The organism is Pseudoalteromonas aurantia 208, from assembly GCF_014858725.1.
GTDB classification, from domain to species: Bacteria; Pseudomonadota; Gammaproteobacteria; order Enterobacterales; family Alteromonadaceae; genus Pseudoalteromonas; species Pseudoalteromonas aurantia.
Genome location: NZ_AQGV01000012.1, coordinates 2,302,230 through 2,326,862 on the forward strand (window position 1 = coordinate 2,302,230; position 24,633 = coordinate 2,326,862).

Below are 24,633 nucleotides of genomic sequence, written 5' to 3' on the forward strand. Positions count from 1 at the left end.
GGCGTGCGGAATATAGTACTAGGTGCGATATGTATCTATTTACTTGGCTGTGTTGATGCGAGCCCACAGTTAACAAACGAAAAATCTCAGGGCCTAGTTTATTGCGCTGAAGCCAACCCTGTGTCTTTTAATCCTCAGGTCACAACAACAGGCTCGACTATTGACCTGATTGCAAGCCAGTTGTACGACACCCTGATCAGTATTGATCCTGAAACGGCCGAATTTCAACCTGAATTAGCCACCAGTTGGGTAGTCAGTGATGAAGGTAAAGCCATTACCTTTAAATTACGCCAAGGCGTTGAATTTCATAGTACTGATTACTTCCAACCTTCAAGACCTTTAACCGCAGATGACGTGGTATTTTCTTTTAGCCGTCTATTTGATGTGTATAACCCGTACCATTTCGTCGGAGACGCTGAATACCCTTACTTTCAAAGCGTAGGAACCGATCAACTAATACGCCAAGTCATCAAAGTAGACGAGCATACTGTAAGATTTGAGTTATTTAACGCGGAAAGTAGCTTTCTATCTAATATTGCTACCGATTTTGCCGTTATTTTATCGCAAGAGTATGCTCAGCAGCTTATCGCTCAAGAAAATAAACCCGCTTTCGACCATTTTCCCATCGGGACAGGTCCATATAAATATAAAAACTTTTTGCGCGATAACCTGGTGCGTTATCACCGTAATGAAAAATATTGGAAACACAGTGTACCCATGCAACAACTTGTGTTTGATATCACCACCAATGGTACCAGCCGCATTGCAAAAATGTTGACCAAAGAGTGTGATATTACCGCCCACCCAAGTGCAACACAATTAAGTGTGCTCAATGCCAGAGAAGACATCCGGGTTGATAAAGCGGCCAATCTTAATATTGGCTATTGGGCATTTAATACTGAGCGACCTCCGTTTGATAACTTACTCGTGCGTAAAGCACTCGCGCACTCAGTTGATTTCGATAAAATAATGCAAGCAGTTTTTTATGGTAACGGTATTTTAGCTCGTTCCCACTTGCCGCCCTCTTCATGGGCTTTTAAAGCACAAGAAAATATGCCCCAGTACAATCCCACATTGGCAAGAAAGTACCTCAAAGAAGCAGGTTATGAAAATGGCTTCGATATGACGCTGTGGGCCATGCCAGTCTCACGAATTTACAATCCGAACGCACGAAAAATGGCCGAGCTAATACAGAGTGACCTAAAGAATATTAGTATTTCGGCAAAGATCGTTGAATATGAATGGAATACCTTTATTGAACGTATTGGCAATCATGAGCATGACAGTGTCCTGCTCGGCTGGGCGGCTGACACTCCCGACCCCGATAACTTCTTTAGTCCACTGTTAAGTTGCACCGCTACTTTTAGTGGAAAAAACCCTGCTAATTGGTGTCACCCAGAGTTTGATTTACTCCTAACACAAGCTTTAGACACAACTGATATTAAGTTACGCAAAACTTTCTACCATAAAGCGCAACAAATGCTGATAGAACAACTTCCATTGATCCCCATTGCACATGGCGTTCGATTTCAAGCCACTAGCAATGACATAACGGGCGTTACTCTTAGACCCTTTGGTGGTATTTCACTTGGTCGAGTAAGGCGTAAATAATGTTAATTGAATATCTATTACGAAGACTAAGCTTGCTGCTGTTTATGGTTGTCACTTTGACAATTTTTACCTTTTCTCTTAATTATTTGTTTCCAGGCGATGTACTGACTAACTTTAGTGGTCAAGTAAATACCAATTACACCCAGACACAGGCTCTGGTCGAAAAGTATCGCATTGATGAAAGTCTGTTGGTGCAATATGGGGCATTTTTAGCACGCATTGCAACGGGAGATTGGGGTATATCACTGTCATCAGGGTTAAATGTATTTGAGCATGTTACGCGACTTTTTCCAGCAACGTTAGAGCTGTGTGTCTACGCTTTATGTGTCGCAGTATTACTCGGTATTCCCGCTGGAATAATCGCTTCAGCATACCATCGAAGGTGGCCTGACCGCGTTATAAACTCTCTCACTTTGATGGGCTTTTCCATTCCCATATTCTGGCTTGCGTTATTGTTGATCATGGTTTTTTGTCTTGGATTAGGGCTATTTCCCATGTCAGGCAGAATCGGCTTATTATATGAAATACAGCCCGTTAGCAACTTCATCCTGGTGGATATTATCATTCAAGGCTTCCCCTATCATGGACTCGCCTTTTTTGATGCATTAAGGCACCTCGCGCTGCCCACCATTGTGTTAGCAATGTACCCTACCACCGTACTCGTGCGCTTTACGCGCGATTCAATGTTGCAAGTATTAGAACAAAACTATATAAAAACAGCCCGTGCAAAAGGGCTCAATCGACGTCAACTCATTTTACATCATGCGCTTAGAAACGCACTACTTCCCGTTATCAAACAAATCGGACTACAATTTAGTACATTGATCACCTTAGCTATGGTCACTGAAGTCATTTTTTCTTGGCCTGGGATCGGACGTTGGCTGATTGATAGTATATACCAACGCGACTATCCAGCTATTCAAGGCGGCCTTTTAGCTGTGTCTATGTTCGTTATTTTAGCAAATATGCTCGCTGAATTTAGTCATACTCTTTTTGACCCTTTGTCACGGAATCAAGCATATGGCAAAGTTTAGCCTTTTTAGCGAAGAATCAAACCGTTCACCGCTGTCCAGATTATGGCGAAAATTTAAAAGCAACCACCCTGCATTGGTCGCTCTATGGGTGTTTATTGCTCTTACCTTACTCGCGCTGACAGCACCATTTATCGCGCCTTATGGCATTAATCAACAACATAGCGATGCACTACTTCTGCCCCCTTCTTGGCATGACTTAGGGGATGTTAGATTTATTTTAGGCACAGATGATTTAGGCCGAGATGTGTTATCTCGTTTAATGAATGGGGCTACATTCACTTTTGGTTTGTCTATAATCGCAGCCCTCATCACCACATTGGTTGGAGTATTACTCGGGACTTTAGCGGGAATAAGCCACGGATTTCGCTCGAGCGTGCTAAACCATTTATTAGATATTACATTATCTATTCCATCACTGTTGCTGGCGATAATTATTATCGCTATTTTGGGCCCAGGCTTACTTAATACTGTTTGGGCAATTATTTTTGCACTGCTCCCACAATATGTCCACTCCATCCGAAACCTCGTCGTCGATGAATTAAATAAAGATTACATCAGTGCATTTCGACTTGACGGTGCGTCTCGGTGGCAACTATTAGTCCGTGGCGTGCTGCCAAATATTTACGAACATATTGTCGTAATTTTTACTATGGCACTATCCACTGCTATTTTAGATATTGCAGCCTTGGGGTTTTTAAAGTTAGGCGCTCAGCCTCCAACCACTGAATGGGGCGCAATTTTGGCTGAAAATTTAGGCCTAATTTATTTGGCACCATGGACTGTGGGTTTACCTGGTGTACTGTTATTCATTGCCGTACTATCCACAAACTTAGTTGGTGATGGATTAAGACAGGTATTAAAAGAGCGTAAGGCTGACTAATGCAACTACTGGATATAAGAAACTTAACCATCGAGCTTCGTACTGAAGATGGCGTTATTCGCGCCGTTGATAAAGTAAACTTAAGCCTAAAAGAAGGTGAAGTACATGCATTAGTGGGCGAGTCTGGGTCAGGGAAAAGCCTCATTGCCAAAGCGATTGTTGGCGTACTCAATTCTCGTTGGACCGTCACCGCAGATCGCATGCATTGGCAGGGTGTTGACTTAATGCGCTTAAGTGCAGAAAAACGCCGGAAAATTGTCAGCAAAGATATGGCGATGATTTACCAAGAACCAAGCCGCAGCTTAGACCCTACAGCTAAAATATTTGAACAAGTTGCCGAGTCTTTACCTGAAAAAACATTTAAAAAAGGATTTTTCAGCCGTAATTCAGAGCGCAAAGAAAAAGTGAAAGCGCTGCTGCATAAAGTCGGGATCCGCGAACACGTCAAAGTCGCTAGCAGCTACCCCCACGAGCTTTCAGAAGGTGTATGCCAAAAAGTAATGATAGCCATGGCTATTGCTAGAAACCCTAAGCTACTGATTGCTGATGAGCCAACCACGGCATTAGAAAGCACCACGCGCGCACAAATATTTCGGTTATTAAAAAGCCTGAATCAGTTAAAGAATATGTCGATATTAATGATCTCTCATGAATTAGAAGAGATCACCCATTGGTCTCATGCCATGCATGTGCTGTATTGCGGACAAATGGTCGAAGCTGGACCAACGCAAAAAGTTTTTTATGAACCACTGCACCCTTACACACAAGCTCTGGTTAAGAGCCTACCCGATTATGCCCAAGGATTAGCGCATAAAGAACCTTTCTATGCACTCAAAGGCACAATCCCACCGTTGCAACATTTGCCTATTGGTTGCCGACTGGGACCGCGTTGTCCTCAAGCGCAAAAGCAGTGTGTTGTGACACCTTTACAAAATAAAAGTCACGGTCACGCATACGCTTGCCATTTTCCACTTTTTAAGGACAAGCAAAAATGCAACCAGTCTTAAAAGTACAAGCGCTCAGTAAGTCATTTAGAAGCCGCGCGGGTATTTTCAAGCGCAAACATATTCAGGTTTTAAGAGAAATCTCATTTGCGGTTGGGCCAGGTGAAACTTTGGCGATCATTGGCGAGACGGGCTCTGGAAAAAGTACCTTAGCGAAATTATTAGCTGGCGCAGATCATGCTGATTGCGGGCAAATATTACTCGATGGTAAAACCATTGAAGATGACGGTGTAAGACAAAACCAGTGTCGCCATATTAGAATGATCTTTCAGGATCCGACGCGTTCATTGAACCCCGGTATTACCATCGGTGATATGTTAGATGATTGCTTGAAATACAACACTGGCTTAACATCTTTACAACGCAACAAAAAGATCAAAATTACTTTAAGTCGCGTTGGTCTACTGAGCGAACATTATGAATACTACCCTCACATGTTCAGTGGCGGACAATTACAGCGTGTCGCACTTGCCCGAGCATTAATTTTAGACCCAAAAGTCGTTGTACTAGATGAAGCCTTGTCATCATTAGATCCATCAGTAAGAGCACAAACGGTCAATTTGTTATTACAGTTGCAAAAAGAGTCCGGGCTCAGCTTCATCTTAATTACACATCACTTGAGTTTAGTGAAACATATGAGCGACCAATTACTGGTGCTAAGCCGCGGTAAGGTTGTAGAGTATGGAAACACAGCCAGTATATTTGCCCAACCTAAATCTAAGGTTACACAACGTTTACTGAATGTATAAATTCAACAAATAGTCTTAAAACCGTTGCATCAAAAAGCCCCGCATTAATGCAGGGCCCAAAATAAACGGCTTAATTATTCCTCAAAATATAGCTTCGCTCTGGGCTTTTTCCCAACTTCTTGCATTGTTGCAGCATCGAATAAACGGCCATTGATCATAGTATAAGACACTTTGTCTGTATCTCGTATGTTGTTTAAAGGATCACCATTGATCACCACTAAATCAGCCAGTTTTCCGACTTCTATCGAGCCGATATGTTTATCTAACCCCACATATTTAGCTGGGTCAAGCGTGGCTGCTCGTAGTGCTTCTAAAGACGACATTCCACCTTGTGCAAACATCCAAATCTCCCAATGAGCAGCTAACCCTTCTCGTTGACCATGTGCGCCAAGATTAACTAAAATGCCAAGATCTTGCAGTTCTTTCGCGACACGTGCATTATTAAAGTGATTATAATGATGATCTGGTGACTTCATACGGCGCATAGAGCGTGGCAACAGTTGATTCTTAGGTACGAATTTACTTAATCTAGGGTGATTCCATACGTCCGTTTTATCATACCAGTAGTTTTCCCCCCAAATACCCCCATATGCGACACCTAACGTCGGCGTATAACCCACATCACTTTGTGCCCATAACTGCTCAATATCATCATAAATATTCGCCACAGGAATTGAATGCTCAACACCAGTATGGCCATCTACAACCATTGTTAAGTTATGTTGCAGTAACGAGCCGCCTTCAGGCACCACCATCATACCTAATTCTCGACCCGCTTCGACAACTTGTTGACGTTGCTCGCGACGCGGTTGATTGTATGATTTCACAGAAAACGCGCCGACCTTTTGCAAGCGTTCTAGATGAAACTTCGCATCTTCATATGAATCAATATGTGAAGTATAGCCCGCCACATTCGCGCCATATAATATCGTCCCGGTTGAAAAAATCCGAGGCCCAATTATTTTACCCGCTTTTTGTAATTCACTGGCGGCAAAAACTTCCGTTGTATCATTCGAAGGGTCATGAATTGTTGTAACACCCAAAGACAACCCCGCTAAATTGCGCCAGTTTTGCTCTGGGATAATTTCACTACTGCCTTGTGATGTATGGGCGTGTGCATCAACAATCCCCGGTATAATAGTTTGACCTGATACATCTACAATGTTTGCTTCTTTAGGGATCTTGACCTGTTCAGTGCTCCCCACGGCTTTGATATGCTTACCGTCTGTCAGTATTACGCCATTATGGATCACTTTATCACCTTCCATGGTAACAATCGTAGCCCCGACTAATGCAGTGAACCCACTCGGTTCAGCCATGTCATGCTTAAATCCTATCGACACACCACTTTTAACTTTGAAATCGGCATCTTTAGCTTTATTAATGTCAAACATGCCATCCAAGCTTGCGTGGTACAGCTCAGGCCCTAAACTCCAATATAATGTGTCACTCGCGGTGCTCCAACTGATGTTTTCACCGGCACGTTGTGACAGCTGCTCAACTGGAAACTGTTTATCTGATGGTGAAATAGTAATTGGCTTACCACTTTCTACAAATGGTGTAACAAACACTTTGAACCGTTCTGCAAATGCCAAATACTTCCCATTTGGCGATACTCTAAACTCAGTCGCATGATTGGAATTATACAGTACTTTGGCTTTTTTCGAGTCAAGGTCTACTGCCAGTAACTGTGGTTTGGGCGCTTCATTCATTAAGAAAATACGATTATTATTCGCTCCAAACTGTGGTTGAAAACCTTCTTCTGAAATAAGCTCTGCATCTCCACCTTTACTCGACACCCGATAAATACCCGCTTTTAATGACCACTCATGGGCCAATAAGCTGCTTCCAGAAACTTTTCGGTAGACGATTGTTTTACCATCAGGGCTAAACGTTGGCTCGACGTATTTCCCTTTTTGTGACGTGATAGTTTTCCCTTTGCCATTTCTTGCAGATACGACTCGAATACTACCTTGCTTTTGGTCATCCCAAGTCACATAAACAATTTTTTTACCATCTCTAGAGAATTGTGGAAACAGTTCAAAATGATCATTTTGACGAGTAAGTCGTTTCACTTTCCCTGAAGATAAATCACGCTTATAAATATGTCCTAGCGCTTCGAAAATAGCCGTTTCTCCATTGGGTGAAACCTGCACGTTACGGAGCATTTTAATATCAAACTCGGTTTGATCGATGTTCTGTGCAAAGCGTAATGCTTTTTGAATTTTTTTAGTTGTGGTTACAGAGAAAGCAATTTCATGAGACTTTTTACTCTCTACATCCAATTCATGAAGTTTGCCACCAGCCCAAAAAACTAACCCCTCATTATCAGGAGTCCACGCTATGGTCGGGTAAACACCATGAATAGCCCAAGTTTCTTGCATATCTCGCTCTAAATTGCCATAGAGCTTAGTTTCTTTCCCTGATTCTAAATTATAGAGATATAAGCTAGATTGAAAGTCATCTCGTTTAACATACGCCAAATGTTTTCCATCTGGTGATGGCGTAGGCCTAATCGCGCCGCCCATACCGGATAAAATAACTTCTATCTCTCCACTTTCTCGATCTAAGCGTTTGATTTTATATATACCAGCAACTGAATCTTTTGAGTAATGAAACGTTTTACCAGGAGTCGCATCTTGTGAAAAATACACATATCTTCCGTCAGGTGAAAACGCAGGCTCCCCCAAATCCTTTTGGTCATTTTCACGTGTCGTTAACGGCACACCTTGGCCACCAGCTTTGTGATACAGCCACACTTCTCCTGCACCTAAGGAGCGAGTCCCTGTAAAGTGTTTACGAGCTGCAATAAAATCCCCATCAGGACTCCAAGTAGGGCTATTTAACAACCGAAAAGTTTCATTTGTTACCGCAGTTTGTTCTGAGCCATCAATATTCATCACCCAAATATTGTCTCCCCCCCCTTGGTCTGAGGTAAAGGCAATAGACTGTCCATCTGGGCTAAAGCGTGGTTGCATCTGCCACCCAATATCACTGGTTAATTGTTTAGCTTGGCCCCCAGACATCGGCATAATATAAATATCGCCAAGTAAATCAAATACCAAGGATTTGCCATCCGGGCTCACATCGATATTCATCCAAGTACCTTGATCAACCGATATGTTGGCATCAATAAACTGTCCTGGCGGTGTATCGACTTGCCACTTTTCAGATTTTTCTTGTTCTTGTGCTGTTGTTGCTATAGATACACTCAATGCGAGGGCACTTAGTAAGTACTTCTTCATTACTTTTTTACTCTGGTTATATTGTTGTGACTATACCAACAAAATAACCTGTAAATTTCCAGAAAAATGCCATCAATGACTGAAATTAACGCTCACTAAACCCAGTTGCTTGGGTTAAATTGATAATACTGATGCAGTAACCCATAAAGCTCTGGATCATAACTTCTCAATTCATGGGGCTTTTCGATAAATGTTTCGGTTAGCACCGCAAAGAACTCTGCTTCATTCGTGGCACCATAGCTATGTATGACATGAGGCATCTGATACGCCACATGGCTTTTTAAATTACTATAAGCACGTTGAAACACCTTTCCCCACACTTTGTAATCTTGACCCTTGGACAACTCAGGTGTGCCATTGGTATATCCCGTTTGCTGATCGAGCTGATGTGCAAACTCATGGAAAACCAAATTATGTCCATCTCCCGGTAATCTATTGCCTTCAAGTACATCATGCCAACTTAAAACAAGTGTACCTCCAGGCCAAGATTCGCCTTGCCTCACAGATGTATGATAATTTACTAGCCCTGCGCCATCTTTACTGGTTTGTGGCACATAATAACTGCTTGGATATAAAAGTACCTCTTTCACGTTGGGATATAATGGCCATGGTTTATTAAGTACTAATAAGCATGCATCTGCTGCCACAATTACTTCCATTGCGCGATTAATTTTAAGCCCATCGCGACCAAGGATGCGCTTTTCACCTAAAAACCACACAATATGACACTCCAAAGCATGTCGCTCCTTATCGGTCATATTGCGATAAATTGACATATACTTTAGTAAGGTTGCTTTATCTTGTTCAGACAAACTTTGCTGTTGATATTTTCTTTTCCAAACATAGCCTTGTACTTCATCCCAACGCCAATAAACCAAAACAAACGCCACCAATGCCAGTAATAACACACTATTGATTATCATATTGATTACTTATTCACCTTTTAAAACTAAATTGGTACGACATGCAGTGTTTTCAATATGAATTTGATAAAATTGCGTCACTCTAAATGACGACACGTCTCCAGGAACTCGATGCACACACTCCCAATTGATAAGATAAAAACCGATTTTCTTTCTACAATTACACACTGTGATGTGATTGTCAGTGCAGCAACTGGATCTGGTAAATCAACTTGTCTACCGATTTGGGCAAGCAACATCGGTAAGGTCCTTGTCATTGAGCCAAGGAGAATTGCTTGCACCTCACTAGCTGAGTATTTAGCTCTAAAAAGTGGCCAACCACTTGGCTCTAAAATAGGCTATGCCATTCGATTTGAAACACATTTCAATGAACAATCAGACGTGGTATTTGTTACGCCAGGGGTTGCTCTCAGGTGGTTTTTTGAGGACAAACTGAGTCAATTTAGTGTCGTTATGTTAGACGAATTCCATGAACGTCGTTGGGATATAGATTTGATGCTTGCTTTACTCAAGCAACATAAAAAACATCGCCTGATAATCACTTCAGCTACACTCAACACAAAAAAATTAACCGACTATCTTGATGCAAAGCTGCTACACAGTGACGGTATCATGTATCCGGTAGAAGAAGTTTTCTTTACTTCAAATAGCAACGAAATGCCCTCAAAAGACCAACTTAGCGAACGTACAGTTGATGCATGTAGCTATGCATTAAAGCAAACGCAAGGCGATATTCTAGTGTTTCTACCTGGTAAAGCCGAAATACAGGCTGCCGCTGCCGCTGCAAAAAAATTGAATAAGCTCGTCGTCAGCTTATATGGGGGGTGCGCTAAGCAACAACAAGAACTTGCGTTAAAAACGCAAACCGAGCAACGGATTATTTTTTCCACAAATGTTGCTGAAACATCGTTGACCATACCCAATATAAGCTGTGTTATTGATTCTGGCCTAGAACGACGTACTCATCTTCGTGCAGAAAAGACAGTACTGGCCTTAGATACAATTAGCAAAGATTCTGCCAAACAACGTTTAGGACGTGCGGGACGCACGCAGCAAGGCCTGTGTATACGATTATACGGGGAGTATGCACCTTTGATTTCATCCACTCCGCCTGAAATACTGCGAGAAAACCTAACTGAACTCGTATTAGCGGCATCTTGTTCTAGTCATGGTATTGATTCATTAGAGTTTATCGAAGCACTGCCACTTAAATCAAAACAGGCATCGGTAGCAATATTAACTTCGATAGGTGCTATTGATCTGCAAGGCAAGGCAACTGACTTAGGTAAGAGGTTATACCCTCTACCTATCGATATAGAGCTGGCATACCTTATCAATTCAATGCCAAATAACTCACTTAAACAAGCCATGATTGATATTGCAGCACTGCTCACTGTTCCTGCTAAGGTTTACCAACTTCCAAGGCAACAAACGTTAATTGAATCATTGAATCTGCAGCTCCCAAATGCGTGTGACTTAGAACTGGCGATTGGAGTAGTAAGAGGCCAAGTAACCGACCTTATTATTGAGTGTGATGCACTGCGTGAAGCCATCCAATTTAGCGAGTTGCTTCGTAGTGCATTTGACTTGCCTGAACTAAAATATGCAGCAAGTTTCAATCACAGTGATTTAGTTGAAGCTATCGCTTACGCTAAACCGAACTCAGTTTACATAAAGCGCCAAAACCGACGGGGTGCATTTGGCAATGGTACTATTGAAGTTATACCAGCAAAAGATTCTCGTATCAGTGCGCAATGTCACGCTATGCTCGTGCTCAATACTTACGCATTAGCAGGAAAAGGTACTAAGCAAGCCATGACTCTCGCCACACTCAATGCGCCCTTTTCAACTACATTAATCAATAAATTAAATTTAGGGGAACATACTTTAAGTCATGCAGAGTTAATCGATGATATTATCATGGTTAATTCAATATACTCTTATTCTGGTGTGCAAATTAGTGAGAAGAAGTTAATACCGCAAGGACCCGCTCTGCTTAATGCATGTTGTGAACTTATATTAAATGACACTTTATTCTCCCCCATCGGACAAAATATAAAAAATGCCATTAAGTACCATATACTATATAACCAAGCCAATAACATAATTGAAGATTTGCCTCTCCCTGATATATATATTTACAATAAACTAGAAAGCCTAGGAGTAAATGAACAGCAAGATTTGGAATTAATTGAACCAGCAGACTTAGCCTATCACGAAATAGACTCTTGGGTAATATCACCCTTTATTGAAAAACACCCACTTATAGTTCAGTTGAATGACTTAGTTATGGGTGTTGAATATCATTTTAACGCCAAGCGAATAACATTACATTATAAGCTTGGGAAAAGGAAAGACTTACCTAAACGTTGGGAGTTACCTACGTGGAGCGGATTTTCTATATGTTATAAGAAAGCAAGTAAGACAGTTCAAGTTAGGTAAGTAAGTACTTAACTTTCATTGCTAACGTTCTTTTTAAAAATCAGTATTTCCAGTAAATACACCTGCCTTTTGATGGTTGCGTAAAGACTCTTTTGAATCAGCTTTTATCAGTTCCCTCTCAGCTCTAGTTGAGCAGCGTTTTTGGGGTATACTACTGCCTATCGACTTGACTTGCTCACAACGATAACCATCATCATTTTTTGCCACCAGTGCGTCATTCGTTTGACAACCACTTAGCAAAGCGATTAGTAGCGAGGGAAGAATACAGTTTCTCATAATTTCATTTCCTTATTTTTTATAATCAATATGTGCAAATTCACTTTGTAATTTTTAATTACCACTCACGTCCACACTAGCAAACACCAAAAAGCAAATCAATAAAATGAGTCATTATAAATAACGAAATTGAGAGGTTATTAATATAAAACGTTATAAATATAAAGGTTGGGGTTTAGAGCGGTTTATAAAATAAAAAAGCCACTCAAAGAGTGGCTTTTTCTTACGTATTTATTATTAGAATGTGTAATCTACACTTACATAATAAGTACGAAGGAACTGATCATAGTAACGACCTTCATAGCCAACTAAGTGACCTTCAGGATCTGCCAGTGACATTGGTGGAGCTTTGTCTAGTAAGTTGTTCACACCAACAGCAATGTTCATGTTCTCAACACCTTTATACTCAACTTTATAGTCAACAGTCATGTGAGAAGGGATTCTAAACTGAACTGACGTCGTTGCAAAACGAGTTTGTTCAGTACCCGTGCTATCGTAGAATGTCTCGATACCAGGGTTAGCAATAGTACCCGTACCTACGTTAGCAGGAGCATCTTTCCAGCCTGACTTATACTTGAAGCGTAGAGTATGGCCAAAGTCACCATGAGTTAGTGAGTTTGTTACATTGATGATGTTTCTGAAAACAACATCTTGGTCAGTACCATAACGACCTAAGCTGCTTGTCCACTCGTATGGGAATACACCTGCAAGAGTATATTCAGACTGGTCTATGTAAGTACCTTGAACCATAGTCTTTAACTCACCGAATGACAGATCATTGTTAACTACAAACTTCCAGTCATAACCTGATGTCTTGTTTTTACCAATGTTAATTGGCGCAGTTACAACACTCAGTAATTGGTTTGTCGCATCTGAACGGTCTGCAGCAACAATAAAGCGCTCGTCAAACAATCCTGGGTTAGCAAACATATAATCTTGGTCTGGACGTTGTACTTGATCTGTAATCTCTACTGACCAGTAATCTACCTCAAATGAGAAGTCTGTAGATGGAGAGTATACAAAACCAATTGAGCTTTGATCAGATGTCTCAGGAGATAGTGAACTACTACCTAAGTTAAAGCGTTGATACTGCAGTGAACCTGGAGGACAGAATGCTGCACGTGAATCAGAGCTAGGCAATGGACAGGTGTAGTTATTACTTGTTACACCAAATGATGATAGAGGCTCAGCAATCTGAATCAATGTCGCAGCACGGAAACCTGTTCCTACAGAACCACGAACAACAAGATCATCAGTTGCTTGGTAACGGAAACTTACTTTGTAAGTTGTGTCATTCTCTTCAGTGTTAACATCGCCAGCACCTGAAAGCTTATCTGATACTGCACCAATTGAGTCATAACGAGCAGCAACATTGAAGCTTAAGTCATCAGTTGCTGGGATTTGGAACTCAACAAACGCACCATAAGTTGATCTTTCTAACTCATAATCGAAATCACCGCCGCCGTCACCAAAACGTCTGTCTGACACATTCGCAGCACTACGGATTGATTTATATGTGTTTGTACGGTAATCAACACCGTAACCTGCATATACATCACCTGCAGGTAGTTCAAATACAGCCTGAGATGCGCGGAAGTCAAATGATAAAGACTCTGTTGTTGTATCATCATCTTTTTCACGGTACTGAGCTTCTTCTAACGCAGCTAGGCTGTCAGAATCTTGCATGAAATCTTCGTATGACTTGAAGATATCAATACGACCAGCGCCAACAAAGTCAGCAAACTTTTCGTTATAGTAACCATTTAAACGTGTATCTGAACGCTCAGATTTCGAGTAAACAACGGCTGTATTGAAATCAATATCGTCAAACATTACGCCTTCAAAACCAACAATGGCGTTGAAAGATTTAGTGTTATTTTCGTCTGTACGGTTACCGCCAGGAAGACCACGCCATCTGCCACGGAATTCAGTAACATTAGCAGCCTGTTCAGCTGTAAGATTAGGTACAATGTGTCTTTCGAATAAAACACTATCTAAAGCAATACGGATGTTACCAGTAGGCATTGGAGCAACACGACTTGTCAATGAGAAGTCTGTGTAGTTAAACGTACCAAATGCTTTGATATCATCAGTTACTGCAATATCTGTTTGAAGCATTAGTGCTGTACGTTCATTTTCTGGGAAAATTTCTAACTGACTTGTAAAGTCGAACGAACAAAATGTATCGCCAGGTGCAAAGGCAGTATTCACATCACAACCATTGTTTGCGCGTGCAAATGGTGTAAATGCTGTAGTAGTACCATCTTCAAATGTTAAGAAAGCATTACCTGGAATTGAGTTTGAAGAACCATTGATATCGTAATATTGGTTACCATTGTGTTCAAATTCTAAGAAACCTGTTTTAGCAAACTCACGGTCAGCAGAACGTAATGAATCCGTTGTATCGTGGCTTAAAGATGCAACAATACTGAAACCATCTCTGTCAAAATCACCGTAACCTGTTGTTACACTTAGGTTGTACGACTCTGCACCATCTTTAGGTTGGTCAGTACGAAAAGCAACTGTAGTGCCATCTTGCTCTGATTTAAGGATGAAGTTAATTACACCAGCAATTGCATCAGAACCGTAAAGTGCAGAAGCACCATCTGTTAGTACTTCAACACGCTCAACCGCTGCTAGCGGGATGTTGTTAAGGTTAACTGAGCTACCAGAACCTGATGGCGCAAGACGACGGCCATTTAAAAGTACTAGTGTATATTGATCACCAAGACCACGTAATGAAGCTGTTGCAATACCTGCACCACCACCACCAACAGAAGAAACAGGTGTTGTAAATCCTTGCATTGAAGGAATCTGAGCAACCAAATCTGGAACGCTTGTTACACCAGTATTTTTGATATCTTCAGCACTGATCACATCAATTGGAAGTGCGCCAGCAAGGTCTGTACCTTTAATACTAGAACCTGTTACTTCTATACGTTCAACTTTATCTTCTTCTGCAGCAAATGTATTTGCTGAAAAGGCAACTGTTGAAGCTGCACCAAATGCGAACGCTAAGCGAACAGCTTTTGAAACTTTGTTGTTTAACATGTGTTATTTCTCCCTGGGATCAGCAAATATGTAAACTACTGATCTATATAATTTTTATTTGTATGTTGAAAATTTCGATTCAATTTCAATTCAAAAGTACCGATTTCACAACTGCGTGACATACTAATCCTTGAAAAAAGCGTAGGTCAACACTTAATTAGCTTTGAGTTATACCACGCACAAGCCAACAATCCCAAATATCGGGATAATAACGTAAATTAAAAAACAGCAGAAAGCAGATTAAAAAAGGAACGTGGGCATTAAAAACAGGAACTTAAATAAAATCACACAGATAAAAAAAAGATAACAAGTAGTTAAGTAAAAACTTAAAAATGCAAAATTCGGGATTTGAAATAAATTTCAATAATTTAAATTATCGACAAAAAACATGTAAAAAAATAAGTTGTAAAATTGAATTTCAGTAAACAGGCATAAAAAAAGCCTCACTTTCGTGAGGCTTTTATACAAATAGCTAATTAAATAATTAACGAATGATTAGAACGTGTAATCAGCTTGAACATAGAAAGTACGTCCATATGCATCAGCATAACGTGGATCGTAACCTACTTGGTGACCAGCTGAACCATTGAATGTTAAAGGTGGCTCTTTATCAAATAAGTTCTTAATACCAAATGTAAAGTTTGCATTGTCACCATAAGCATAACCTAAACGGTAGTCAAACAATGTATATACTGGTACTTGCTTCTGGATAAGGTTGCCGTCAACAGTTTTTGTTACGTCATCTGCTTCTGAAACTCGGAATGCAACACCTACAGCCGCATCTCTATACCCGCTGCGTGAACGAATGTTCAAGCTGTGTGTAAAGTCGCCATGCGTCAAAGTATTGTTAACACTAATGATATTACGGAAAGCAACTTGCTCATCTGGACCTACTTGGCCAAGGCTAGTATCCCACTCATCAGTTGTACCAACTTTTAGGCTCTCATCTTCAATTAGGTAAGTACCTTGGATAGACGTTTTCAATGTACCAAATGATAACTCATTTGTTAGGTCGAAATGCCAATCAATACCTGATGTATTTGATTTACCAACGTTTTGTGCTGAACGAATAATGGCAAGTACAGTATCACCGGTACCATTATCAATCTTAGTTACAAACTTATCTGCGTACGTTGCAGAATCAAACCAGATTTGGTTTGGTTCTAAACGACGAACTTGGTTTGTCATTTCAATATTCCAGTAATCAACACCGAAACTTGTGCCTGAATCACCAGCCCATACAAAACCTACTGAGTATTGCTCTGACTCTTCTGGAGAAAGGTTCGCATTACCTTCACGGTATACGTCATACTGAATTTTCTCAGGGTTACAGAACTGCTTAAGTGGGTGATTTGTTGCACCTAGAAGTGCATTACAGTCATACGCTGTTGCTGTTACACCAAACTCTAGACGAGGTGCACCAATTTGACGCATTGTTGGTGCTTTGAAGCCTGTACCGTATGATGCACGAAGTAGTAACTCATCTGTAGGACGGTAAGATGCACTGATCTTATACGTCGTATCATTTACGTCATCACTTACGCTTGTGTTACCAGTACGTAGTGAGTCAGTTACACCACCAATGTTGTCGTAACGGAGTGAACCTGTTACTTCTAAGTTCTCAAGTACTGGAACAATAATCTCAGCAAATGCACCGTAACCATCACGGTCTAAATCAAATTCAGTACCCGCTGACTCAAACAATACGATCTCGTCGTTTTGTCCTTTACCATTCGTTAGAGAGTACTCTGATTGACGGTAATCAAAACCAACACCTAAATAAACAGTACCTGCATCTAGGTCTGCAATTGCACCTGATAGCTTACCTTCAACCGCTAGCATTGATGTATCAGTTGTCTCCCAAAGGCCACTGAACATTGTATCTGCTACCATTTTGCGCTGTTCATCAGATAGGTTCTCTGGCGCATCAAAGATATCAACTGCACCTGAAGTTACAAGCGCCATGAAAGGTTCAGTTAACGGGTAACCTGTAAGACGTGTGTTTTCTTGCTTAGAATCACCTGCAGTTACAGCAACATCGTATGACCATTCGTTGATCTCACCACGTAAACCTGCAACAAAATGACTTGTTTTCGTATTTCTTTCATCTGTACGGTTGCCACCTGGCAGTGTACGCCAGCGCGCTGCAACACGTGTCATGTCAGCTAATACATTAGCTGGAAGGTGAGGAATTACATTTGCTTGTACAACACTTGAATCTGTCGGTAGTGTAAATGTACCTGTAGGGTATGGTGCAATACGCGATGTCAATGAGAAATCAGTGTATGACAATGAAGAGTAAGCTTCCGTTGTGTCGTTAATTTCTGCAACACCACTTAAGAAGAAGCTAGTACGCTCAGTCTCTGGCTGAATTTGTAACGTACTTGTGTAGTCAAACTGACAAGCAGTACCAGATGGCGCACTTGTTTCATGACATGTGCCACCATTTTTAGTTGCATACGGGTTGAAAGAATGCGTCGCTGTAACGTTTTTCTTGTTGCCGTCTGCATCAAGAAGGAACTCACCCGTATCAGCATCCTTTTGATAAACAAAGTTACCATCTGCATCACGCGTGTTATAAGTTACATAAGCATTACCAGGGATTGCATTTACAGAACCTGCGGCTGCTAGGTAATTCTGGCCACCATGTTCAAAGTTGATGAAACCTGTTTTAGCAAAATCACGGTCAATTGATTGAAGGTTATCTTGCTCTTCATAGCTTACTGACGCCAAGATATTGAAACCATCTGAGCTTAGATCACCAAAACCCGTTGTTAATGAAATGCTTGAGCTTGATGTGTCTTTAGGCTTATCAAAACGCGCACTTACTGTCGTATCTTGTACGTCATCTTTAAGAATGAAGTTAACAACACCCGCGATTGCATCTGAACCGTATAGTGCTGATGCGCCATCTTTTAGAATTTCAACACGCTTTACAGCAGCTAAAGGGATGTTATTCAGGTTGATAGTGCCACCTGAGTCAGCAGAAGGCATACGACGGCCATTTAAAAGTACTAGCGTATACTCTGCACCAATGTTTCTTAGTGAAGCAGTTTGAATACCACCACCACCACCTACAGATTCACCTGCGGTAGTGAAACCCTGCATTGAAGGTAACGTTGCGATAAGGTCAGGTACACTTGTAACACCTGTTTTTGCAATATCAGCTGCGCTGATAACATCAATTGGTAACGCACCTTCTAAATCTGTACGTTTGATTGCTGAACCGGTAACTTCAATACGTTCAACTTGTTCATCACCTTCCGCAGCAAACGTATTTGCTGAAAAAGCAGCTGTTGACGCAGCGCCAAATGCGATAGCTAAACGCACCGCTTTTGAAACTTTTTGATTTAACATTTGTATCTCCCAGGACCACTTGTTAGTAGCTTGTAATTTTTCGGGCTTAAGCCTCTATATTTAATTGCACAAAAGCAACATTCACCATGAATATTAAACAAGCAGTGACGTAAGCGTCAACACTAATTATTGAATTAATGTCAATTACCCAAAACAAACAATAAATCAACTTTCACGTAACAAACCAATGATATTAAAAAGAAAAACCCTTCTGCCCCGTTAACTTAAAAAAAACATTTTCATAGTTAGGTAACATCGTCAAAATGGGAAAAATCTGCTTTTCTATATAATGTTCGTAATCAATCTCACTTCGAACCGCATCTACACGAGGTCCATCAAATGTAATGGTATAGGCCACCAGCTGGCCTTTTCGATACTTTATTGAAGGGTTTTTCATCATATGATTTCGAGCTGCCTTTACGTGTGGAGGGACATTTTTTGTGTACATTTCAACCTCCCGCCCCAACCGTTTCGAATATAACAATAAACCATCCACTTTACCCTGACGGATGTTATTTATGTATTGTTCCGTTATTTCAAACAAATCTTGTTCTCTAAATAACGCCTCGAATAATTCTTCCTGATAGTTTCTCGCAATTTTAGTCCAATCGCTTCTCACTGACTCCATGCCCTTAAACACCAATTTGTGATGTCCTTTATCCAATACTTGTCCCACGTAACGCTTTTTTGACCCCTTTTTATCCCCACGTATTGTGGGTAAGAAAAACGGACTATAATGCGTCTCAAATTCAATTTCTAAATAACTCTGAAGCTGCAACGTCACATCACAATATTCTCTCCAGCGTTCATTAATTAAATTCATCAGTATTAAGCCAGTATCATTGCACTTTTTGACATTCCAACTTTCTGGAAGGCAGACAAATGTAGAATCTGTATCTCCATAAATAACTTCATAACCCTCAGCTTCTATCCAAGCCTTTGTTTGCATCATAATTTCATGTCCTCGCAAAGTAATTGAGCTTGAAAGTCTCGGGTCATAAAACCGACAACCTGTCGAGCCCAATACGCCATATAAACTATTCATAATTATTTTTATCGCTTGCGACAACATGGGGTCTGAGGTTAACTTAGCTTCCTGGCGAGCGTGTAGAAGCCGAGCAACGAGCTCGGGGAGATGATGATGAACTCGTGAAAAGACACCGCCATTAAAACCTGTAATAGCATCAGCAGGCGCTCTTAACCCAGTAATAAGTGCTAACGGGTCAACTAAAAATGTGCGAATGATAGATGGGTATAAGCTCTTATAATCAAGTACAATAACATTACGATATAAGCCAGGGTTAGATTCCATAACATACCCACCAGGGCTGTCAAAACTCAGTCCGTGTTCCCCCAAATTTGGCGCGATATAACCACTGCGATGTAGCAGCGGTAAGTACAAATTGGTAAATGCCGCAACAGATCCCCCCATACGTTCTAATTCCAGCCCGGTTAATCTCGTACGAGCAATTGCAAAATCTAACAACTTCAATTTACTAAAAATGGCCAGTACTAATTGGCAATCTTGCAGGTTATAGGCAGCTAAGCTCAGCTTATCTTCATTGAATTGGCGAATAATCTCTTCTAGCCGATTATCTTGCTCTAATAGCTTACTTTTTCCAAGTACATGCTTAGAGACATTAGCGAGGCTGAAGCTTTCAAAGTGATACGTTGCATTTTTTAAAGTATCAATACCATCAATGACCACTCTTCCGCTGATGAGTATTCGAACATAATTACCTCGATACACATAAATAGCTTCATCATCTCTTCCTAATATCAAATCAATACCCAGCGCTAGCGCTCTTTCTGCAAGCACCACGAAATCAAACTCAATGACATTCCAGCCAATGAATACATCTGGGTCTAGCTCTTTTATTTTTGACATTAAGGTGTATAGCAGCTCAATCTCATCAGCGACCCAAATGATGTATTCATCACCCTCTTGAGGCGCTCCGATCATAATAACGCACTGAGTTTCACTGCTTGCTAGCCCTACGGAAAACAATATTCCTTCACCGCTACATTCAATGTCCAACGACAGCACTGACAATTGAGGTGTGTAGTCTGGATACGCTTTTAACCGAGCGTCATTTATTTGCACATATCCTAGCTTTTGAACATAATTGCCAGTAACCCACACACCACCTTTAATAAATCGTTCCATTAAATAGCGGTCGTGATGCCGGATATCATCCTCATATAACGCACACTGGCCTTTTAACACGCGTTTCGCATCAAACAGCCTCTTGGCCGTCGTGAAATAACACGCACAGACCACTTCGCCATCAAAATGCTTTAACTTCACATCCCGGATATCTGTATGTATTTTTCGAGCTTGTAAAATGTGTGTGACTTTTTCAACTTCACTTTGGCGAATAAAAAACACCGGAGTTTGTGCTTCAACTATGGCTCTAAACACGCCTTGTTCAGTTTTCAGCCAAAAGCACAGATTAAGTTGACCTTTATGATTAACCTGTTGGCGTGATAATATAAATCCCGGGTAGACCGCTTGTGTCAAACCAGTTCCCCATCTAAAATAGCTCTCGATACTGTAATTATATACATATATATGAATTTAGGCGATTAACATGCTTTCAGACGCTTTGAAAAAAACGATTCGGCAAACCCATAAACACATAGCCGACAACTTAGACGGTTATCGACCTCGTTCGAGTCAAAACTACCTAGTTGCTGAAGTTGCTAAAACACTCGCCGGTGAATATCATAAAACGCAAAGAATCTGCGTCATTGAAGCTGGTACAGGGACGGGAAAATCGCTCGCTTATTGCTTAGGTGCATTGCCACTTGCGCTTGCCAAGAAAAAGACTTTGATCATTTCTACGGCTACAGTCGCGTTGCAAGAACAATTAATCGACAAAGAGTTACCTTTTTTCAAAGAACACTCGGGCCTCGAGTTTAAGTTTGACCTTGTAAAAGGTCGACAACGATATGTATGTGTTCAAAAACTCAATGCTGCACTCAGTGAAGATACAGTGCAAATGTCTATAGTGCCGACGCTCTCTTCCCCACTTTCGGACATGGAACAGCGATGTTTACATGACCTTCAAAAGGCATATCAAAATAAACAGTGGCAAGGAGATAGAGATAGTTGGGCTGACACTATACCGGATAAAGTGTGGAACTTGATTGCGTGCGATAAACACGCCTGCCAGCGACAGATGAAATCTCACCATCTGTGTCCATTTCATCTTGCTCGGCAAAAAATGGCGCAAATGAATGTGTTAATAGTTAATCATGCATTATTGCTTGCCGATTTGGAACTCGGAGGTGGAAAGATCTTACCTGAACCTGCTGAGTCATTTTACGTTATTGATGAAGCACACCACTTACCACACATTACCCGAGATTTCTCTTCTGCAGCTGCAACAATTAAAGGCACAATTGACTGGCTAGATAAACTGCTTAAATTCAGTGGTAAAATGGCCAATGTTATCGTGTCCCAAAAAGCAATAGGACAAAATTTTAAACTCAATGATGCCGCAAATGATGCCAATAAAGATTTACGTTCAGTCCGAGATATCTTAGATAATGCTGACTTTACCTATAATGACGATGATACTTTTCGATTTGAGCATGGCGTAGTCCCCGAGTCATTAACCAGTAAAGCCAAAGATATTAGTGATGCCACTTTAGATGCGCTTCGTTCGCTATCTAAAATGCACGATGCACTGACTGTAGATGTCAGTGATGGAGATGTTAAACCTTACTTAGCTGACCCTTTACTCGCTGAGAGCGGTCTTTATATAAATCGTTTAGAGCAGTTAAATAAACTTTGGTTTAGTTATGCAAGTAAAGGAGAAAGTGTACCGCATGCACGCTGGATTAAACGGCTAGAATACAAACATCACCATGACCACTTACTGTGTGATTGCCCTATTGAAGTTGGGTACTACTTAAAAGATAAACTTTGGCAAGAATGTGCCGGTGCCATACTTTGCTCCGCAACACTCAGTGCACTTGGTACATTTGATCACTTCGCGAAAGAAAGTGGGTTACGTAACGAGCCTGGCGTAAAATATATTCGTGCTACATCTCCGTTTGATTATCCCAAACAGGCAACCCTTCATTTACCGGCAACAACCAAAGAACCTACTGACAAAGCATTTAGTGACTACTTGGCTGATATACTCCCTACATACCTCGACAACACAAAAGCCAACCTTGTATTGTTTGCTTCGTACTGGCAAATGGACCATGTCGTGAAACTTATACGGGCTAATAATTGGCAAGTCCTTGTTCAAGGGGAGCAGTCTAGAGACAGTTTGTTGAAAACGCACCGACAAAGAATTGATGCCGGCAAAGGCAGCATTTTATTTGGCACCCAAAGTTTATCCGAAGGACTCGATCTCCCTGGTAAATATTTAGAAAATTTAGTTATAACTAAGATCCCATTCGCAGTACCTACCTCCCCAATTGAGGAGGCTCAAGCCGAATTTGTCCAAAGCAATGGCGGGAATCCATTCCTAACCATTACGGTTCCCGATGCAGCCAAGAAATTAGTACAAAGCTGTGGTAGACTGCTTCGAAAAGAATCGGACTTTGGCCGTATCACAGTGCTCGATAGGCGTTTAGTCTCTAAGCGATATGGTAAAGCCATGTTAGATACTCTCCCACCATTTAAGAGACAAATTGATTAATCATGTTTGAACTTGCCCTAGACCCAATGACATGGGGGTTATTATGTCTGGTTGCCCTTGCCGCTGGGTTTATTGATGCTGTTGCTGGCGGCGGTGGAATGCTGACCGTTCCGGCATTACTCACTGCAGGGCTGCCGCCTCACTTAACGCTAGGAACCAATAAACTAGCAGCCAGTTTTGGCTCCATCACTGCAAGCGTAACCTATTATAAAAAACAATTATTTAACCCTCGATTTTGGGCTGCCTCTGTGCTTGCAACTGCCATTGGGTCAATACTTGGTACCTTGTTAGTTGATAAATTAAGTACTGACTTTTTAAATAAGTTATTACCCATTATCATCATCATAGTTGCCTGCTATAGTTTGTTTGGTAAATTGAGCCCAACCGAAGCACACACGCTACCAGTAAAAAGTAATGTGTTAAAAATCAAGCAATGGCTCCAAGGTTTATCGTTAGGCTTTTTCGATGGCTTGGCAGGGCCCGGAGCCGGCACTTTTTGGACGGCTTCTAATAGCCTTCTTTATAAAATGAGTTTATTGCTCAATTGTGGCTTAGCCCGTTCAATGAACTTCGTATCTAATTTTATTTCGCTCATTACATTTGTCGCACTTGGACACGTCAACTTTATACTCGGTGTCACTATGGGAATGTTTCTTATGCTTGGCGCATGGATAGGCGCGCATTCAGCGATTAAGTTTGGCAGCAAACTGATAAAGCCACTTTTCAATACCATAGTGATAATCCTTGCAGCTAAGCTCATTGTTGAAGCCTATTTATCATGAACACAGCATTACAGAGATTACATAACCAAATTGAGCATTTAGCGATACAAGCTCAGCAATTCGATAATGCCAAATGGTTTGCAAAGAATCGCTATATTCAATCGCAGCCGAGTTTATTTGACCGCACTGTATTTACCACAAAAAGCCTACAACTAATCGACTATGTCAATGAAATAAAATCGGTGGTTGAACACCTTCCCCCCGCAGAAAAAAGGCACGTTTATGCTTTTGCACTGCGTAAAGTGACTACACAAATTGAAGCGATATTAAAGGTATTAAAATCAACATCAGTATGGGCTAAAGAAAATAAAATCTCCTATCCAAAGAAAAAGAAAGTTTACCGTAGTGCAGTAAAAAAAATTGTACAAAGCTCTCATGACTTGTATCAAGAGCTCTCTCAAAACCATGAGTTCGAACGCAGACTTGTAGAAATGATTGAATTGCGCAAAGTCCAGTTAAATAATGCAACAAGCGCGCAATCAAGCGCACTGAATCAAGAAATTTTGACATTGCACGGCAGGCTTGGGCGATGTCGAAAAGCAATTTCAGCGACCGAAGAAAAAATCCAGTTTGCAGAAAAACAACAAAACCGCTAAATTCATCAAATCAGTTCCCCAT

15 protein-coding genes are annotated in these 24,633 nt (G+C 41.0%); 9 read left to right on the forward strand and 6 right to left on the reverse strand.

Features of this window, described 5'->3' with window-relative positions; translation table 11 throughout:
• The first annotated feature begins 3 nt into the window (after positions 1 to 3).
• Genes PAUR_RS13910 through PAUR_RS13930 form a run of 5 tightly spaced genes read left to right on the forward strand, consistent with a single transcriptional unit; the run spans position 4 to position 5,278 of the window.
• A complete protein-coding gene (locus tag PAUR_RS13910; RefSeq protein WP_192508282.1) occupies positions 4 to 1,611 on the forward strand; it encodes an ABC transporter substrate-binding protein in 1,608 nt (535 codons plus the stop codon).
• Positions 1,611 to 2,645: an ABC transporter permease gene (locus PAUR_RS13915; RefSeq protein WP_192508283.1), complete on the forward strand. Its 1,035-nt coding sequence runs from the start codon at positions 1,611 to 1,613 to the stop codon at positions 2,643 to 2,645. The genes PAUR_RS13910 and PAUR_RS13915 overlap by 1 nt, the downstream gene beginning before the upstream one ends.
• Positions 2,632 to 3,525, forward strand: coding sequence for an ABC transporter permease subunit (locus tag PAUR_RS13920; protein WP_192508284.1), 894 nt, complete (start codon positions 2,632 to 2,634; stop codon positions 3,523 to 3,525). The genes PAUR_RS13915 and PAUR_RS13920 overlap by 14 nt, the downstream gene beginning before the upstream one ends.
• A complete protein-coding gene (locus PAUR_RS13925; protein ID WP_192508285.1) occupies positions 3,525 to 4,532 on the forward strand; it encodes a peptide ABC transporter ATP-binding protein in 1,008 nt (335 codons plus the stop codon). Before PAUR_RS13920 ends, PAUR_RS13925 begins: the two co-directional genes overlap by 1 nt.
• Positions 4,517 to 5,278, forward strand: a complete 762-nt coding sequence (locus PAUR_RS13930; protein WP_192508286.1) for an ATP-binding cassette domain-containing protein — start codon at positions 4,517 to 4,519, stop codon at positions 5,276 to 5,278. Before PAUR_RS13925 ends, PAUR_RS13930 begins: the two co-directional genes overlap by 16 nt.
• Before the next feature lie 74 nt (positions 5,279 to 5,352).
• Here PAUR_RS13930 and PAUR_RS13935 read toward each other — a convergent pair whose 3' ends face one another.
• Entirely contained in the window at positions 5,353 to 8,523 is a 3,171-nt protein-coding gene (locus PAUR_RS13935; RefSeq protein ID WP_192508287.1) for an amidohydrolase family protein, read from the reverse strand.
• A gap of 95 nt (positions 8,524 to 8,618) precedes the next feature.
• Complete coding sequence (locus PAUR_RS13940) at positions 8,619 to 9,443, reverse strand: M90 family metallopeptidase (RefSeq protein WP_192508582.1); 825 nt, start codon at positions 9,441 to 9,443, stop codon at positions 8,619 to 8,621.
• Between the two features lie 114 nt (positions 9,444 to 9,557).
• Here PAUR_RS13940 and PAUR_RS13945 point away from each other — a divergent pair, with 114 nt between their 5' ends.
• Complete coding sequence (locus PAUR_RS13945) at positions 9,558 to 11,888, forward strand: DEAD/DEAH box helicase (RefSeq protein WP_192508288.1); 2,331 nt, start codon at positions 9,558 to 9,560, stop codon at positions 11,886 to 11,888.
• Between the two features lie 33 nt (positions 11,889 to 11,921).
• Here PAUR_RS13945 and PAUR_RS13950 read toward each other — a convergent pair whose 3' ends face one another.
• From PAUR_RS13950 to PAUR_RS13965, 4 genes are all read right to left on the reverse strand, one after another.
• On the reverse strand, positions 11,922 to 12,164 hold the full coding sequence (locus tag PAUR_RS13950) for a hypothetical protein (RefSeq protein ID WP_192508289.1): 243 nt from the start codon (positions 12,162 to 12,164) through the stop codon (positions 11,922 to 11,924).
• Between the two features lie 237 nt (positions 12,165 to 12,401).
• Positions 12,402 to 15,215, reverse strand: a complete 2,814-nt coding sequence (locus PAUR_RS13955; protein ID WP_192508290.1) for a TonB-dependent receptor — start codon at positions 15,213 to 15,215, stop codon at positions 12,402 to 12,404.
• Between the two features lie 495 nt (positions 15,216 to 15,710).
• Positions 15,711 to 18,572, reverse strand: coding sequence for a TonB-dependent receptor (locus tag PAUR_RS13960; RefSeq protein WP_192508291.1), 2,862 nt, complete (start codon positions 18,570 to 18,572; stop codon positions 15,711 to 15,713).
• 193 nt (positions 18,573 to 18,765) lie between these two features.
• Entirely contained in the window at positions 18,766 to 21,093 is a 2,328-nt protein-coding gene (locus tag PAUR_RS13965) for a DNA polymerase II (RefSeq protein WP_192508292.1), read from the reverse strand.
• Between the two features lie 70 nt (positions 21,094 to 21,163).
• Here PAUR_RS13965 and dinG point away from each other — a divergent pair, with 70 nt between their 5' ends.
• The 3 genes from dinG to PAUR_RS13980 are packed head-to-tail and all read left to right on the forward strand — an operon-like array spanning position 21,164 to position 24,611.
• Positions 21,164 to 23,233 (forward strand): ATP-dependent DNA helicase DinG, encoded by a 2,070-nt coding sequence (gene dinG / locus PAUR_RS13970; RefSeq protein WP_192508293.1) that lies wholly within the window; start codon positions 21,164 to 21,166, stop codon positions 23,231 to 23,233.
• Positions 23,234 to 23,235: 2 nt separating this feature from the next.
• Complete coding sequence (locus PAUR_RS13975) at positions 23,236 to 24,015, forward strand: TSUP family transporter (RefSeq protein WP_192508294.1); 780 nt, start codon at positions 23,236 to 23,238, stop codon at positions 24,013 to 24,015.
• A complete protein-coding gene (locus PAUR_RS13980) occupies positions 24,009 to 24,611 on the forward strand; it encodes a primosomal replication protein (protein WP_192508583.1) in 603 nt (200 codons plus the stop codon). Before PAUR_RS13975 ends, PAUR_RS13980 begins: the two co-directional genes overlap by 7 nt.
• Positions 24,612 to 24,633: the final 22 nt, after the last annotated feature.